12 protein-coding genes are annotated in these 15,441 nt (G+C 63.3%); 8 read left to right on the forward strand and 4 right to left on the reverse strand.

Going from position 1 to position 15,441, the window contains the following annotated elements; genetic code table 11:
- Positions 1–33 precede the first annotated feature (33 nt).
- Complete coding sequence (locus tag KIP88_RS34085; RefSeq protein WP_214492523.1) at positions 34–705, forward strand: dienelactone hydrolase family protein; 672 nt, start codon at positions 34–36, stop codon at positions 703–705.
- A 60-nt stretch (positions 706–765) separates the two neighbouring features.
- Here KIP88_RS34085 and KIP88_RS34090 read toward each other — a convergent pair whose 3' ends face one another.
- The 4 genes from KIP88_RS34090 to KIP88_RS34105 all read right to left on the reverse strand — a co-directional run bounded on the left by KIP88_RS34090 (position 766) and on the right by KIP88_RS34105 (position 4,124).
- Entirely contained in the window at positions 766–1,773 is a 1,008-nt protein-coding gene (locus KIP88_RS34090; RefSeq protein ID WP_214492524.1) for a tripartite tricarboxylate transporter substrate binding protein, read from the reverse strand.
- A 366-nt stretch (positions 1,774–2,139) separates the two neighbouring features.
- Positions 2,140–2,877 (reverse strand): polysaccharide biosynthesis/export family protein, encoded by a 738-nt coding sequence (locus tag KIP88_RS34095; RefSeq protein ID WP_308163700.1) that lies wholly within the window; start codon positions 2,875–2,877, stop codon positions 2,140–2,142.
- 147 nt (positions 2,878–3,024) lie between these two features.
- The gene (gene msrA, locus KIP88_RS34100) at positions 3,025–3,681 is read right to left on the reverse strand and encodes a peptide-methionine (S)-S-oxide reductase MsrA (RefSeq protein ID WP_214492525.1); all 657 of its coding nucleotides are present in this window, start codon (positions 3,679–3,681) and stop codon (positions 3,025–3,027) included.
- Between the two features lie 125 nt (positions 3,682–3,806).
- Positions 3,807–4,124 (reverse strand): hypothetical protein, encoded by a 318-nt coding sequence (locus KIP88_RS34105; protein ID WP_214492526.1) that lies wholly within the window; start codon positions 4,122–4,124, stop codon positions 3,807–3,809.
- A gap of 373 nt (positions 4,125–4,497) precedes the next feature.
- Here KIP88_RS34105 and rpsT point away from each other — a divergent pair, with 373 nt between their 5' ends.
- The 7 genes from rpsT (at position 4,498) to gyrB (ending at position 15,433) form a co-directional block, all read left to right on the forward strand.
- Positions 4,498–4,764 (forward strand): 30S ribosomal protein S20, encoded by a 267-nt coding sequence (rpsT, locus tag KIP88_RS34110; protein ID WP_214492527.1) that lies wholly within the window; start codon positions 4,498–4,500, stop codon positions 4,762–4,764.
- A gap of 814 nt (positions 4,765–5,578) precedes the next feature.
- Positions 5,579–5,740: a hypothetical protein gene (locus KIP88_RS34115; protein WP_214492528.1), complete on the forward strand. Its 162-nt coding sequence runs from the start codon at positions 5,579–5,581 to the stop codon at positions 5,738–5,740.
- Positions 5,741–6,086: 346 nt separating this feature from the next.
- The gene (gene dnaA / locus KIP88_RS34120; RefSeq protein ID WP_214492529.1) at positions 6,087–7,517 is read left to right on the forward strand and encodes a chromosomal replication initiator protein DnaA; all 1,431 of its coding nucleotides are present in this window, start codon (positions 6,087–6,089) and stop codon (positions 7,515–7,517) included.
- A gap of 329 nt (positions 7,518–7,846) precedes the next feature.
- Complete coding sequence (gene dnaN / locus KIP88_RS34125; RefSeq protein ID WP_214492530.1) at positions 7,847–8,965, forward strand: DNA polymerase III subunit beta; 1,119 nt, start codon at positions 7,847–7,849, stop codon at positions 8,963–8,965.
- A gap of 221 nt (positions 8,966–9,186) precedes the next feature.
- Positions 9,187–10,326 carry a DNA replication/repair protein RecF gene (recF, locus tag KIP88_RS34130; RefSeq protein ID WP_214492531.1) on the forward strand — a complete coding sequence of 380 codons (1,140 nt, stop codon included), beginning with the start codon at positions 9,187–9,189 and terminating at the stop codon, positions 10,324–10,326.
- A gap of 138 nt (positions 10,327–10,464) precedes the next feature.
- The gene (locus tag KIP88_RS34135) at positions 10,465–12,660 is read left to right on the forward strand and encodes a hypothetical protein (RefSeq protein WP_214492532.1); all 2,196 of its coding nucleotides are present in this window, start codon (positions 10,465–10,467) and stop codon (positions 12,658–12,660) included.
- 334 nt (positions 12,661–12,994) lie between these two features.
- Positions 12,995–15,433: a DNA topoisomerase (ATP-hydrolyzing) subunit B gene (gyrB, locus tag KIP88_RS34140; RefSeq protein WP_214492533.1), complete on the forward strand. Its 2,439-nt coding sequence runs from the start codon at positions 12,995–12,997 to the stop codon at positions 15,431–15,433.
- Positions 15,434–15,441 lie beyond the last annotated feature (8 nt).

Below are 15,441 nucleotides of genomic sequence, written 5' to 3' on the forward strand. Positions count from 1 at the left end.
ACTTCGTGCAACTCAAACGCAAATGGATGACCCGTGGGACAGGATATCAAGCTGACGGCTTCGGACGGTTTCAAACTGGGCGGCTATCGCGCCGATCCCGCAGGTCAGCCGAAGGCGGCCATCGTGGTGATCCAGGAGATCTTTGGCGTTAATCACCACATCCGCTCGGTGTGCGACCGGCTGGCGGGCGAAGGCTATGTCGCGATCGCGCCGTCGATCTTCGATCGCATCGAACCGGATTTCACCAGTGGCTATTCGCCTGACGAAGTGACCAACGCACGGAAGTTCGTCGCCAATCCCGATTGGGCCGCGATGCTGCGCGATACAGAGGCCGCGATCGATGCTGTGAAGGATGTCGGCCCGGTCGGTATCATCGGCTTCTGCCTAGGGGGCAGCATCGCCTATGCGGCGGCGACCAAACTGTCGGGGCTGTCGGCCGCGATCGGCTATTACGGCGGCGCCGTCGTCCGCTTTGCCGACGACAAACCGAAAGTGCCGACGCAACTGCATTTCGGCGAAAAGGATGCGGGCATTCCGCTGACCGACGTCGAAACCATCAAGGCCAAGCGGCCCGAGGTCGAGGTCCATATCTATCCCGGCGCGCAGCACGGGTTTCACTGCGACGAGCGCGCAAGCTACGACAAGGCCAGCGCCGACATCGCCTGGCCGCGCAGCCTGGCGTTTTTCGCCAAGCATCTGAAGTGATGATCTGTCGTCATTCCGGGGCGCGCGATAGCGCGAACCCGGAATGACAAAGCAGGGACCTCACTCGCCCTTGACGCCGGTTGCCTTCACGACATCGGCCCATTTCTCGTAGTCGCGGCGCAGCACCTTCTCGAACGTTTCCGCCGATCCACCCACCGGCACGAGGCTGAGCGTCTCGATTCCGGCGACGCCCTCGGGCGAGGCAATGATGCGGGCGAGTTCGTCCGAAAGCTTGTTCACAATCTCCTTGGGCGTTGCGGCGGGCACGAACACGCCGAGCCAGCCTTCGATCTCAAAACCGGGGTAACCGAGTTCGACCATCGTCGGCACGTCCGGCAACGCCTTCCTGCGCTTCTCGCCGCCAACCGCCAGCGGCCTGAGCTTGCCCGCCTTGATTTGCGGGCTCGCCGTGGTCAGGTCGACGAAGGCCGAGTTCACCGTGTTGGCGAGCAGATCGTTCGTCAGCGGGGCCGAGCCGCGATAGGGGACGTGGGTCATGTCGACATCGGCGACCTTCTTGAGGAGTTCGCCGTAGAGATGCGACGTCGTCGCATTGCCGAAGGTGCCGTAAGGCTTGCCGGGGTTCGCCTTGGCATAGTCGACCAGTTCCTTGACGGACTTGATCGGTTGCTGCTCGGGGACCGTCAGAACGATGGTCGACAGCGCGATCTGGGTGACAGGGGCGAGATCCTTGAAGACATCGTAGGGCAGTTTCCCAACAAGGCTCGGCGCCTGAATGATCTGGGTAATAGCGATCAGCACGGTGTAGCCATCGGGCTGCGCCTTGGCCACGTTGTCGTTACCGACTACGCCGCCGCCGCCCGACTTGTTCTCGACAAGGACGGTCTGCTTCCACGACTCCTGCAATTTGTTGGCGAGCAAACGGGCGAGGACGTCGGTGGCGCCGCCCGCGGGATAGGGCACGACGAAGGTGATGCGCCGGCTCGGATAGGGATCCGCCGCCGATGCCTGATGCGAAGAGGCACACAGAGCCGTCACGGCGATGGAAGCAAGCAATGCTGCCGCGGTCGCCGCGCGCACCACGCTGACCGGCAAATGATAGTTCATGGTCATACTCCGGATTGCAGGCACTCAACCGACAAACCGGCGCGCCTCGATTTAAACGATGCATTTCTCTACATCGCTGCAGCGCAACTTGGAACATGGTTTCGAATGCGGTCAGCGCATAGCGCCAATTTATCGCAACCGACACCGATGCAGGGCGTCAACGGAACTTCCAGACACGTGCGAAGCCACACCTCTGCCACTGCAAGTTAGACCAATCTGCAGATTGATCCTGCAATATGGCGCGAAACGCCGCACGCGACATGGACGGCGAATTTGCCGCAGGTCAAGCGCGCGGCATTTGGCTGGCGATCATGCGCAGGAAAAGGGCCGGATCGAGATGACGATTCGATGAAACTGCGTCGCGCGCTAGAACCAGCGCTCGCTGACGAGCACGGTGTCGCCGGGACTGATCGGGCTGCCGGGCGGAACGACGAAGCGTGCCGTTCCCGAGCCATTGGTGTGGGTGACTGTGACGCTATCGCGGCGGGCGCGTGGCGAGAAGCCGCCGGCGATCGCCACCGCGCTCTCCACCGTCATGTTGGGCACGTAGGGATATTGCCCGGGTGCTGCGACTTCGCCGAGAATGAAGAACGGCCGATACGCTTCGATCTCCACGGCGACCGACGGCTCCCTGATGAAGCCGCGACGCAGCTTCGCGGATATCTCCGCCGCCAGTCCGGCCGTGGTGCGGCCGCGCGCCGGCACCGAACCGATCAGCGGCATCGTGATCGAGCCGCCGGCGTCGATCGCGTAGGTGTTGGTCAGACCTTCCTGGCCGTAGACAACGACGCGCAGCCTGTCGCCGGCATCGAGATGATAGGCCGCGTCGTATCGCGCCCGCACGGGTTCGACATAGGCCACGGGCGCGGCAACGACGACGGGCGGCGGTGCTGCGTGTGGTGCCGCGGCGAAGGCAGCGCGAAGCGCGCCGATGGCGCCGCCGCTGGACGCGACCGCCTGCGGCGGTGGGCCGTTGGTCTGGCCGTAGGCCATTGAATCGAGATCGCCTTGCGGCGCGACCGCAACCGGCCCGGTCGTGCGCATGCAGCCCGACAGAGCGAGCGCGGTGATGATCGCAGTGATCGGTAATCGAAACGCGCGCACAACCCGCACCTAGGCCATCCCTTAAAGCGAGACAGCTCTAGTCTTGCACCGAGTATGGTTAACAAAGGGTTTTTTGCACGCGACACGGGAGATCGGGACTCCCTCGCCCCGCGCTTGCTGAGGGCGAGGGAGCAAGAAGGCAGCCGATCAGGCAGTCACGCCGACGCCGATCGGGCACGACACGCCGGTGCCGCCCAAGCCGCAATAGCCCGCCGGGTTCTTGGCGAGATATTGCTGATGATAGTCCTCGGCGAAATAGAATTCAGCCGATGGCGCGATCTCGGTGGTGATGGCGCCGAGACCCTTCGCCGCCAGCGCCTTCTGGTACGTTGCCTTCGACGCATCGGCGGCCTGGCGCTGCGCATCGCCAAAGGTGTAGATCGCCGAGCGATACTGAGTGCCGACATCGTTGCCCTGGCGCATGCCCTGCGTCGGGATGTGATTTTCCCAGAACGTCTTCAGGAGCTGCTCGTAGGAGACCTTCTTCAGATCGAACACGATCAGCACCACTTCGGTATGACCAGTGCGGCCCGAACAGACCTCTTCATAGGTCGGATTGGGCGTATGTCCGCCGGCGTAGCCGACGGCGGTCGCATGGATGCCGTCACCGAGTTCCCAGAACTTGCGCTCTGCGCCCCAGAAGCAGCCGAGGCCAAACACCGCCTGCTCGAGGCCCGCTGGATAGGGCGGCTGCAGCTTGCGGCCGTTGACGAAATGCGTGGTGGCGGTTGGTATCGGGCTGGCACGGCCCGGCAGCGCTTCGGCTGCGCTTGGCAACGCGGTGGTCTTGCGCATGAACAACATGGAATACCTCCAGGCAGGAGACATCGGCGGGCGCGACAACGGCGTCGGCCGGCCGGGCCTCTATATATGTCTTTACGCCGGATACCGCAGCCCCGTTACGCCGCGCCCCGAGAGCGGCTGTTGGGTCAGTCCCGCGAATAGCCGATCAATGGCTTGCGGGGCCGGAACAGGATCATGAGCAGAATGCCGACCACGCCCAGCACGGCAAAAACTGGCTGATCCAGGAGGACCTTGATCACGCTATTCCAGAGCCAGGGTACGGTACCCTCGACCGAGGTCCGGAACCCAAGCTGGCTGGACTGATGGACGTCGTTCCAGAACTGGCCAAACCGGGTGAACCGCAGGGTCTGGTCGGCGACGTAACGGGCGCCGTCATAGACCATGAAAATGAATCCGCCGGCCAGGAGCAGCAGGCCGATTAGCCGGAAAAAACCGCGGATCATGCGTCACCTTAATATCTGTCGCCCCGAAAGGCCGTCAGCCAATACCGGGGGCTCCCCGGAAATTCAACCTCATCAGCACCTTACGCGTCCATTTCCGCCCCGTTCCCGGCCTTTCGGGGAGGGCGGAAAGCGTTGACGGTGCAGAACGCGCCCTCTATAAGACCCCCAATGGCGGCGGGCGCAATCCCGCCGCCGCTGTTCTTTGAGCAGCGCCGACCTCGGGGGCATTTTGGCTTCCGTCCATGGCATCCTCAAGAACGGCTTACGTCAGAACACCCTGGAAAACACAACCAGCGTCGATCACGCAATTTGAACGGCCGGCGCGCTCAAGCCCGACCACCCGAGCGATGACAGCCGAAGGATAGTTGAGAACATGGCCAATACCACTTCCGCCAAAAAGGCGACCCGCAAGATTGCCCGCCGCACCATCGTCAACAAGTCGCGCCGCACCCAGATGCGTGGCGCGGTTCGCACCGTCGAGGAGGCGATCAAGAGCGGCGATCGCGATGCGGCGCTCAAGGCGATGAAGCACGCGGAACCGGAACTGATGCAAGCCGCGCAGCGCAACATCATTCACAAGAACAATGCGAGCCGGAAGGTGTCGCGCCTGGCGCACGCGATCGCCAAGCTCGCGAAGTGAACTGACAGAAATAGATATTCGTCAAAAGCCCGGCCTCGCCGGGCTTTTGTTTTTCAGTTATGCTCGCGCGCGAGCATAAACCCGAAAATCCATTTCGCCGCGCACGTGCATGCTGTTGCATTCCGGGCTCACGCCGAAAGGATTGAGTGTGACAATTCAATTGTCCCGTTGCTGATCACCGGCTTGCGTGTCACATTTCTAGCGCCCGTAATTTTACGAGGTGCAATTTATTGCACCAGCGTTGTTGTGAGCATTTGCAAGAAGCGTGAGCGCAACGGCTGACCATCCGACGTCAGCTGCTTATGCCCGCACCACTGCCGCGCAGGGTTACCCTGAAAAACAATTCCGAAAAACGACGTCTCGCTAATCACTTATCCACATAGCGAGCTCAAGCGTTTTGAAAATTGGTCCCGGTAACCACGATTGTAACGGTTTCTTAAAAAATTTTGCGAGTGCAGCGAAAATTGTCACGCTTGTTGGCGCCGCGCGATTCTGTGCGCGGATTCAAAAACTTGGTGTGGAGTTTCGCAATTGCAGTGTTGCAACACAGCCGAAGAGTCGGGCCGCGTCGTCGAATCACGGATTGTCAGAAATCGCGCTTGGTGTATTTGTTACTCGTTCGCGACGCTCAAGGCTCTCCTGACCAGCGCGGTATGAGACCCAAGAGCGGACGTGCAAATCGGCGGCGGTGTGCTCGTTAGCGACGCTTTCCAAGCGAAGCTGAGTTGGTAACTCATAGCGATATGAGAGCGGTTGTTTTGTGTCTAAATTTCCCGGCGTGGCGCTCGCGTTCAGCGCGCTCCGGACAAGGGGAATGCGACAAGGGGACAAGACGCTTGCCGACGATGCAGCGATTTGGGAACGCGGAGATCGTGAACGTGTTGAAGACGACAGACTGAGATACGCGGCGGCGCAGCGGTCGGACAAGCGGATGTTCGGTAGCGGCAGACTGGCTTTGAAAACACTGGTGATGTGATTGCTCGCCGCGCGTTCTCGTGGCGAGAGGGGGAGGTACTATGCTTTACGGAATCAACGCGACATTCGGCACACTTATTTCCATCAAGACCGTTTCTGAATCCCTGAACGACGTTTTCAGTCGTCCACCTACGCGAACTCAGGCTAGACCGGCGAGTACGCGCTGACCTCGCGGTAGCCTCTCACTCCATCCAGCCTTCGATCTGAGCAACGGCGATTCCGCCGAACGCCCGATCTATGTCTGGTGGTGGCTGAAGCTCCGCGTCGAGGTCACGCCTGGCAGGAAACCTGCAAGGCGCCGGCCGATTTCGCAAACACCATTACTCATTCAGAAAAGTTCTCAGACAATGACAAATACGGAACAGGATCGCTGGTCGCGCGTGAAGGGACGGTTGCGGACGACGGTGGGTGAGGACGTCTATACGAGCTGGTTTGCACGCATGGACCTGGAAGCCGTGCAGGACGAAAGCGTTCACCTCTCGGTTCCGACCCGGTTCCTCAAGAGCTGGATCCAGGCGCATTATGCGGACCGTGTCCTGACCTGCTGGCAGGCGGAGATGCCGGAAGTGCACCGGATCGACCTCACCGTGCGCACCGCGATGCGCTGCGCCGCGCCCGCCAAGGAAACCACCGCGCCGGCCGATCAGCGCCGGATCGAGCAGGCCAATGGCCGGCCCGCGCCAGAATTGCGCGCGACTGCGACGGCGCCGGTATCCGCCAGCCATGATGCGCTCGGCGGTTCGCCGCTCGACCCGCGCCTGACCTTTGCGAGCTTCGTGATCGGCCGCTCCAACACGCTGGCGCATGCGGCCGCACGTCAGGTCGCCGAAGGACGCCGCGGCGATCCCGTGATGTTCAACCCGCTCTACATTCACGCCGGCGTCGGCCTTGGCAAAACCCATCTGTTGCAGGCGGTGACGTGGGCCGGCAACTCGGGGAGCGAGCGCAAGGTGCTCTATCTCACCGCCGAGAAATTCATGTACGGCTTCGTCGCCGCACTGAAGACGCAGACGGCGCTGGCGTTCAAGGAAGCGCTGCGCGGCATCGACGTGCTCGTGATTGACGATCTGCAGTTCCTGCAGGGCAAGTCGACGCAGGCGGAGTTCTGCCACACGCTGAACGCGCTGATCGATGCCGGCCGTCAGGTGGTGATCGCCGCTGATCGTCCGCCGTCCGATCTCGAGAGCCTCGACGATCGCGTGCGCTCGCGGCTGGCCGGTGGCCTCGTCGTGGAGATGGGTTCGCTCGGCGAAGAACTGCGGCTCGGAATCCTGAAGTCGCGGGTGGCGGCTGCACGTGCGCATCACGCGAGCTTCGACGTGCCGGAGGCGGTGCTGGACTATCTGGCGCGCACCATCACCCATAATGGCCGCGACCTCGAAGGCGCCATCAACCGCCTGCTCGCCCATTCCAAACTCAACGCCCAGCCGGTGACGCTGGAAATGGCCGAGCGCGAGGTGCGCGACCTGATCCGTCCGCAGGAACCGAAGCGGATCAAGATCGAGGACATCCAGCGGGTGGTCGCCCGGCAATACAATGTCAGCCGTTCGGACCTGCTGTCGTCGCGGCGGACCGCGAACGTGGTTCGACCGCGCCAGGTCGCGATGTATCTGGCGAAGACGCTAACGCTGCGTTCGCTGCCCGAGATCGGCCGCCGGTTCGGCGGACGCGACCACACCACGGTGCTGCACGCCGTGCGCAAGATCGAGGCACTGGTCGCCCGGGACACCGCGCTGTCCGAAGAGGTCGAGTCGCTGAAGCGGCAATTGCAGGAATAGCGGCACCAGGAACAGGACTGGCTCCTCCCAGCCTCTCCCGCCCCTGATCCTATCGAAGTCGGATTTATCCGACTTCGATAGTGATAAGGCGCCCAACTCGGGTAAACCCGAGTTGGGTGGGGCGGGAGAATTTTTTTTCTGACGCCATTTTTCGCCGCAAAAGTGGGGAACGGGGTCCCGTCTCCCTTGCACCGGCGGGCCATCCGCGCCACCTTGCGGTCCCCCCGGGGGTTTGATCAAATCCGATCCTGATCCGGCTTTTCGGGTTTCCATGCCGCGGCGCTGCCTTTACGGGCCGCCCGGCTTTTCCATCTCTGGCGGATAATGCAATGAAGGTCACCGTCGAACGCGCGCAACTGCTGAAATCGCTGGGCCACGTCCACCGCGTGGTCGAGCGGCGCAACACCATCCCGATCCTCGGCAACGTGCTGGTCCGCGCCGAAAACGCCAGGCTGTCGCTGAAGGCGACCGACCTCGACCTGGAGGTGACCGAAACGCTGGCGGCGGAAACCGCGACCGGCGGCTCCACCACCGTGCCGGCGCATATGTTTTACGACATCGTCCGCAAATTGCCCGACGGCGCGCAGATCGTGCTGGAAGCCGACGGCGACCGTGCGGTGCTGGCGATCCGCGCCGGCCGCTCACGCTTCACGCTGCAGACGCTGCCCGAAAGCGACTTCCCGGACCTTGCCGCCGGCGACATGACGCATTCGTTCGCGCTGCCCGCCACCGACGTCAAACGTCTGATCGACCGCACGCAGTTTGCGATCTCGACCGAAGAGACCCGCTACTACCTCAACGGCATCTATCTGCACACGGCCGGCAGCGCCAAGGCCGCGACGCTACGTGGCGTGGCGACCGACGGCCATCGGCTGGCGCAGATCGATCTGGTGCTGCCCTCCGGCGCCACCGGCATGCCTGGCGTGATCGTGCCGCGCAAGACGGTCGGCGAGGTGCAGCGGCTGATCGAGGACAATGAAGCCGAAGTCAAAATCGAACTTTCGCAAGGCAAGATCCGCTTCACACTCGGCAACGTCGTGCTGACCTCGAAACTGATCGACGGAACCTTCCCGGATTACGGCCGCGTCATTCCGCAGAACAACGACAAGGAACTGATCGTCGACAAGAAGGATTTTGAGGCCGCGGTCGACCGCGTCTCGACCATTTCCAGCGAGCGCGGCCGTGCCGTGAAGCTCGCATTGTCTTCGGGCAAGCTGGTGCTGTCGGTGACCAATCCGGATTCCGGCAGCGCCACCGAAGAACTGGAAGTCGAATACGCTTCCGACGCCCTCGATATCGGCTTCAACTCGCGCTATCTGCTCGACATCGCCGCCCAGATCGAAGGCGAAGTCGCCGTGCTGCGTCTCGCCGATCCCGGCTCGCCGACACTGGTGCAGGACAAGGAAAATAAAGGCGCGCTCTACGTGCTGATGCCGATGCGGGTGTGACGGCTTCGCGCGAAACGAACGCTGACCTCCCCTCTCCCCTTGTGGGAGAGGGTGGCGCCCGACAAGAATGTAGCTGTCATACCCGCGAAGGCGGGTATCCATTAGTCGCCGGCGCCAGTGAAGAAATCGAGCAGCTCGGCGTACTGGATCATCCGCTTTCGCGGATGATGACGACAGAGGTTGCCGCCACTTTTCCGACTCTTCGGCAATGACGACCGGCCATGACCCCCTCCCGAATTCACCGCCTCTCACTCACGCACTTCCGCAACTATCGCGCGGCGAGCGTGCAGGCGCGGGGCGATGTCGTGGTGCTGGTGGGGCCGAACGGCGCCGGCAAGACCAATTGCCTGGAGGCGATCTCGTTTCTGTCGCCGGGGCGTGGCCTGCGGCGTGCGACCCTGGAGGATGTCGCCGACAACCAGGGCGACGGCTCCTGGGCGGTGTCGGCCGAGGTCGAGGGTGCGCTCGGGCTTGCAACGCTCGGCACCGGTATCGATGCGCCCGCCGCGGAAGCCGCCTCCACCAGCCGGCGGTGCCGGATCGACCGCGAGCCGGTGAGTTCGGCAACCGCATTCGGCGATCACCTGCGCATGGTGTGGCTGACGCCCGCGATGGACGGGCTGTTCCTCGGCGCAGCTTCGGAACGGCGGCGCTTCTTCGACCGGCTGGTGCTGGCGATCGACAGCGAACATTCCAGCCGCGTCTCGGCGCTGGACCGCTCGTTGCGATCGCGCAACCGGCTGCTCGAAGTGCGCAACTATGACGACCATTGGTGCGACGCGATCGAGCGCGAGACCGCCGAGCTTGCGGTAGCCGTCGCCGCGACGCGCGGCCAGACCGTGACGCGACTGGCGGCGATGCTGCGCGAACGCGGGCAAGCTTCCGCCTTTCCGTCGGCGCAGATCATGCTCGACGGCTGGATGGAAAACGCGCTGGTCAATGAGTCCGCGACGTCTGTGGAGGATCGCTACCGCGAGATCCTGCGCGCGAGTCGCGCACGCGACGCCGCGGCCGGCCGGACGCTGGACGGCCCCCACCTCACCGATCTGCAGGTAGTCTACGCGCCCAAAAACATGCCGGCCCGCGACGCCTCCACCGGCGAGCAGAAGGCGCTTCTGATCGGGCTGGTGCTGGCCCACGCCACGCTGGTTGCCGAAATGACCGGCATCGTACCGCTGTTGCTGCTCGACGAAGTCGTCGCCCATCTCGATCCCAACCGGCGCAAGACGCTGTTCGATGAGCTTGCAAAGCTCGGCGCGCAGGTCTGGATGACCGGCGCCGACCCCGCCGCCTTCGTCGATATCGGCGCGACGGGCGAGATTTTCGATGTGGAATCCGGTCAGGTGAGCCGTCGTACCTGAGCCGCCGCGGCTGACCCCATATAGGCCCGATTTGAACCTATTCCTGCGCCGGCGCGACTAGTTTTCGGAAATGGCGTCAGCGACGCCGCGGCCATTGCGGTCCTGCGGACAGTACGTCGGCAAATACCGGAGACGAAAATGCCTGATATCGCGCGCGGGATCGTCCCGGCCGGAAAACGACTGCTGCCGCTGATCTTCCTGCTCGCTATCGGCGCGCCGCTAGCGGCGAAGGCCGACAAAGGCATAGTGGACGTCCGCGCGCTGCCGCGCCTGGAGGGCGCCGTCGAAGATTCCTCGCGCACGCAATCCTACAGCATGAGCTACAGCGTTCCGACCGTGGTCGCACTCTCGAGCCCTGCCACCAAAAAGCTGCTCGCCGCCGATGGCTGGGTTCAATATACCCGCCCCCTCGACGAGAAGAGCACCTTCCTGACTTTCAAGAAGGCTCAGCAGGGGCTTCGCGTATCCTTCTCGCAAGGCCTCGGGCGGCCCGACCAGTCGGTGGTTTCCTACACCGCCGACCGGATCACCGCGAATGTACCCTTCCCGCTCGATGCGACCGATATCGTGTTCGACCAGAACCGGCCCTATCTCGGCTGCGTCGCGCCGCTCGCGCTCGACGCGACGCTCGATTTCTTCCGCAAGGAGCTGGCCGCGATCGGCTGGAAACCGCTCTCCGTCGCCGATGCCACGGCGCGGTGGCCCAACGCGGAGCTTGCCGAGACGGTCCAGAACGGTGTCCGCGCCTATTACAGCCATGACGATGGCGATGGCTTCTACCGGCAGCGACCGATCATGCTGACGCTGCTGCGTCGCGATGACGGCAGGACCGGCGTGGAAATCCGGGTCGCGCCGTTCGCGCTGCCGCAGACGCTGGAGGCCGATTCCGAGATGGCTGGCCTGCCGCGGCCAAAGCCGACCAGGACCGCGAAGAGTTCCGGCGGCTCGGACTCTGTCCGCCGTCAGATCGAGGTTGCCGTTATCGCCGAGCTGCCAGCAACGCTTGCGTTCTATCGCCACGAACTCGCAAGCCGCAACTGGACCGAGGAGACGAACGGCGCGGTCGTCACGGCTGATAACGTTACACTGAGGTTCTCCTCCGCCGAGCAATCCGCGACGCTGACGCTTGGACGCCGATACGATCTGACCGTCGTCAGTCTCGTCACGCAGATGACGGAAGCGGCGCTGGCCGCGCGCGCCAGGGCGAAGAAGGAGGCTGACCAGAAGTTCATGAGCGATGCGGCAACGATGGCCAAGCAGGTGATCGCCGCCGACGAGGCGCGTCGGGTCGCGCAGGCTGCCAATCTCTCGGATACGCCCTTGCGCGCGCTGGCCGACAGCGCGACGCCGGTGCCCGTGCCGGAGAACGCGGAAAACGTAAAATTCGACGGCGCCGACGGCAGGCTCGGATTCGATTCCGCCTCCAGCGTAAAGGCGATCGCCGCATTCTATCGTGGCTCGCTGAAGTCGCAGGGCTGGAAGGAGCGGCCTTCGGTCATCAATCAGGCCAACATGGTCGTGATGGACTTTTCCAAAGGCGGCAAGGCGTTCTCGCTTACCGCCATGCAGATGGGGCCCAAGGTCAAGGTCAGCGCCGACGGTGCCGGCCTGGTAATGGCGAACAAAAAAATGGCCGCCAAGGCTGGCGGAGCGGGCGCTTCAGCCTCCAATGAACCGGGCGCCAGTGAACCGGGCGCCAAGGCCGCCGACGAGGTTCTCGAAGCCGAACCCGATTCGCCGTTGCCGGTGCCGGGCAAGCGCACCATGCGCTCGATCGGAACCGGAAAGATGCCCGGCAGCGACGCACCGTTCCGCAGGGAGCTCGAGGCCAGCGTTCCCGCCACGCTCAATTCGGTGCTGGTTTTCTACCGCAGCGAACTCGGCAAACGCGGCTGGCAGGAGACGGCGGAAGGCGCCATCGTGAAACCTGATCAGGTGCAACTCGCGTTTACCTCGCCCGACGGACCGGCAACGCTGAAACTCGGCCGCGGCAAGGGCGAGACCACGATCAATCTCGCCCAGAAATATCCGGCCGCAGCCGCCAAGGCCGACGTCGTACCGAAGCCCGGCCAGTCCAAACTGATGTTCGGCAATATCGGCAAGAGCGACGCCACAGTTTCGATCAACAAGCAGACGATCAAGATCGCGGCCGGCGCCGGCGGACCGCAATCGCCAAGGCCTCCGATGATCGATCTGCCGCCAGGCAAATACCAGTATGCACTGAAAATCGCGGGCGGCCCGGCGCGCAACAGCCAGATCGAGATCGGCGCCGGCGATACCTGGGGCGTGATGATCGGGCCCGGCGGCGACGTGCTGCCGTTGCAGATGTATTGACGTAGGCCGCTATCGCCGCTTGCTCGCCGGGGTAACCCGGGATTGCGACAGTCGCCCGCGGCGCCTTCTCCAGCAGGTCCGCGGCCTGCCATTGCTTCGCCCGGTGGGTCCAAAAACCGGCCATTGTGGGTGTGCAATCACACTTCGAATCGCGCTTTTCGAAGCCTCCAGAATCGACCCTCGGAGACCTTGAAAAAGGGTAAAAAATCGCCATTTATTCAATGACTTGTTGATGGAGAGATTGCGCTAGGCGCAATGCCTCTTTCGTGGCACAAATAGATCAATCAGCGCCTCATATTGCGCAGCTGATTCGGGACACCCTCGAAGGCTTCACATGACAGAACCTGCCCGGCAGACACCTGCCGATACTGAGCATCCCATTCCGATCGAATATGGTGCGGAATCGATCCGGGTGCTGAAGGGGCTCGACGCCGTGCGCAAGCGGCCGGGCATGTATATCGGCGACACCGATGACGGTTCCGGCCTGCACCACATGGTCTACGAGGTCGTCGACAACGCCATCGACGAAGCGCTCGCCGGTCACGCCACCGCGGTCGAGGTCATTCTCAACGCCGACGGCTCGGTGACGGTGCGCGACGACGGCCGCGGCATCCCGGTCGACATTCACAAGGGCGAAGGCATTTCCGCGGCCGAGGTCATCATGACCCAGCTCCACGCCGGCGGAAAGTTCGACCAGAACTCCTACAAGGTTTCCGGCGGCCTGCACGGCGTCGGCGTCTCCGTCGTCAACGCGCTGTCCAGCAAGCTGCAGCTCCGCGTCTGGCGCGACGGCAAGGAACATTACATCGAATTCGCCCACGGCGATGCGGTTGCCCCGCTCAATGTCGTCGGCGATGCCAATGGCAAGCGCGGCACCGAAGTGACCTTCCTTGCATCCACCGAGACTTTCACCAACGTCGAATATGATTTCCCGACGCTGGAGCATCGTCTGCGCGAGCTCGCGTTCCTGAATTCGGGCGTCAATATCGTGCTGTCAGACATGCGCCACGCGGTCGAGAAGCGCGAGGCGATGCGTTACGACGGCGGCGTCGAGGAATTCGTCAAATATCTCGACCGCAACAAGAAGGCGATGGTGCCTGCCCCGATCATGGTTCGGGCGGAGATGAACGACATCGGTGTCGAGGCAGCCCTGTGGTGGAACGACAGCTACCATGAGAACGTGTTGTGCTTCACCAATAACATCCCGCAGCGTGACGGCGGCACCCATCTGGCCGGCTTCCGCGGCGCGCTGACGCGCCAGGTCAACGGCTATGCCGAAGCTAACGCGAAAAAGGAAAAGATCGCGCTGACTGGCGACGATTGCCGCGAAGGCCTCACGGCCGTGCTGTCGGTGAAGGTGCCGGACCCGAAATTCTCCTCGCAGACCAAGGACAAGCTGGTGTCCTCGGAAGTGCGCCCCGTGGTCGAGAACGTCCTCAACGAGGCGCTGGCCGCGTGGTTCGAGGAACATCCCGCCGAAGCGAAAGTCATCGTCGGCAAGGTGATCCAGGCGGCTGCCGCGCGCGAAGCCGCCCGCAAGGCGCGCGAACTGACCCGCAAGAGCCCGCTCAGCATTTCCTCGCTGCCCGGCAAGCTCGCCGACTGCCAGGAGAAAGACCCGGCCAAGTCCGAACTGTTCATCGTCGAGGGCGACTCGGCAGGCGGCAGCGCCAAGCAAGGCCGCAACCGCGAATTCCAGGCGGTGCTGCCGCTGCGCGGCAAGATCCTCAATGTCGAGCGCGTCCGCACCGACAAGATGCTGTCAAGCGAGCAGATCGGCACGCTGATCACCGCGCTCGGCACCGGCATCAGCGACGATTTCTCGGCCGACAAGCTGCGCTACCACAAGATCATCGTGATGACGGACGCCGACGTCGACGGCGCCCATATCCGCACGCTGCTGTTGACCTTCTTCTACCGGCAGATGCGCGAACTGATCGACCGCGGCCACCTCTATATCGCGCAGCCGCCGCTCTACAAGGTGACGCGCGGCAAGTCCGAGCAGTACCTGAAGGACGAGCGCGCGCTGGAAGATTATTTGATCGCGACCGGCCTCGACGACTGCGTCTTCAAGCCGGCGACGGGATCGGAGCGCGCCGGCCGCGACCTGCTGTCGCTGGTGGAAGATGCGCGCATCATCCGCGGCATCCTGAACAATCTGCACAGCCGCTATAACCGCAAGGTGGTCGAGCAGGCCGCGATTGCCGGCGTCCTCAGCCCGAAGATCACCAGCGACATCGCGACCGCCAATGCTGCTGCCGACTACATCGCCAAGCGCCTCGATGCGCTGGCCGACGAGGTCGAGCGCGGCTGGATCGGGCGCTTCACCGAAGGCGAAGGCTTTGCCTTCGAGCGCACCGTCCGCGGCGTCAAGGATGTCGCCATGATCGACGACGCCCTGCTCGGCTCCGTTGACGCGCGCAAACTCGACGATTACGCGGTGAAGCTGCAGGAGTCCTATCCGCGGATGGGCGGCGTGCTGCGCCGCAAGGATGCGGAAACCGCGATCCACGGGCCTGTCAGCCTGTTCGAAGCGGTGACCGACGCCGGCCGCAAAGGCGTGGCGTTGCAGCGCTATAAAGGCCTCGGCGAGATGAATCCCGGCCAGCTCTGGGAAACCACGCTCGACACCAACGAGCGTTCGCTGCTGCAGGTGAAGATCAAGGAGGTCGACGAGGCCGACGACATCTTCACCAAGCTGATGGGTGACGTGGTCGAGCCGCGCCGCGAATTCATCCAGGATAATTCGCTCAGCGCCAATGTCGACGTGTGAGGCAGCCA

The organism is Bradyrhizobium sp. SRL28 (genome assembly GCF_018596315.1).
Lineage (GTDB): Bacteria > Pseudomonadota > Alphaproteobacteria > Rhizobiales > Xanthobacteraceae > Bradyrhizobium.

What these genes read in the sequence shown, in the direction of transcription:
- msrA (WP_214492525.1), bottom strand. Translation starts at nt 3,681, where the DNA reads ATGTTGTTCATGCGCAAGACCACCGCGTTGCCAAGCGCAGCCGAAGCG.
- KIP88_RS34115 (WP_214492528.1), top strand. Translation starts at nt 5,579, where the DNA reads ATGCGACAAGGGGACAAGACGCTTGCCGACGATGCAGCGATTTGGGAA.
- KIP88_RS34090 (WP_214492524.1), bottom strand. Translation starts at nt 1,773, where the DNA reads ATGAACTATCATTTGCCGGTCAGCGTGGTGCGCGCGGCGACCGCGGCA.
- gyrB (WP_214492533.1), top strand. Translation starts at nt 12,995, where the DNA reads ATGACAGAACCTGCCCGGCAGACACCTGCCGATACTGAGCATCCCATT.
- dnaA (WP_214492529.1), top strand. Translation starts at nt 6,087, where the DNA reads ATGACAAATACGGAACAGGATCGCTGGTCGCGCGTGAAGGGACGGTTG.
- KIP88_RS34105 (WP_214492526.1), bottom strand. Translation starts at nt 4,124, where the DNA reads ATGATCCGCGGTTTTTTCCGGCTAATCGGCCTGCTGCTCCTGGCCGGC.
- KIP88_RS34135 (WP_214492532.1), top strand. Translation starts at nt 10,465, where the DNA reads ATGCCTGATATCGCGCGCGGGATCGTCCCGGCCGGAAAACGACTGCTG.
- rpsT (WP_214492527.1), top strand. Translation starts at nt 4,498, where the DNA reads ATGGCCAATACCACTTCCGCCAAAAAGGCGACCCGCAAGATTGCCCGC.
- recF (WP_214492531.1), top strand. Translation starts at nt 9,187, where the DNA reads ATGACCCCCTCCCGAATTCACCGCCTCTCACTCACGCACTTCCGCAAC.
- dnaN (WP_214492530.1), top strand. Translation starts at nt 7,847, where the DNA reads ATGAAGGTCACCGTCGAACGCGCGCAACTGCTGAAATCGCTGGGCCAC.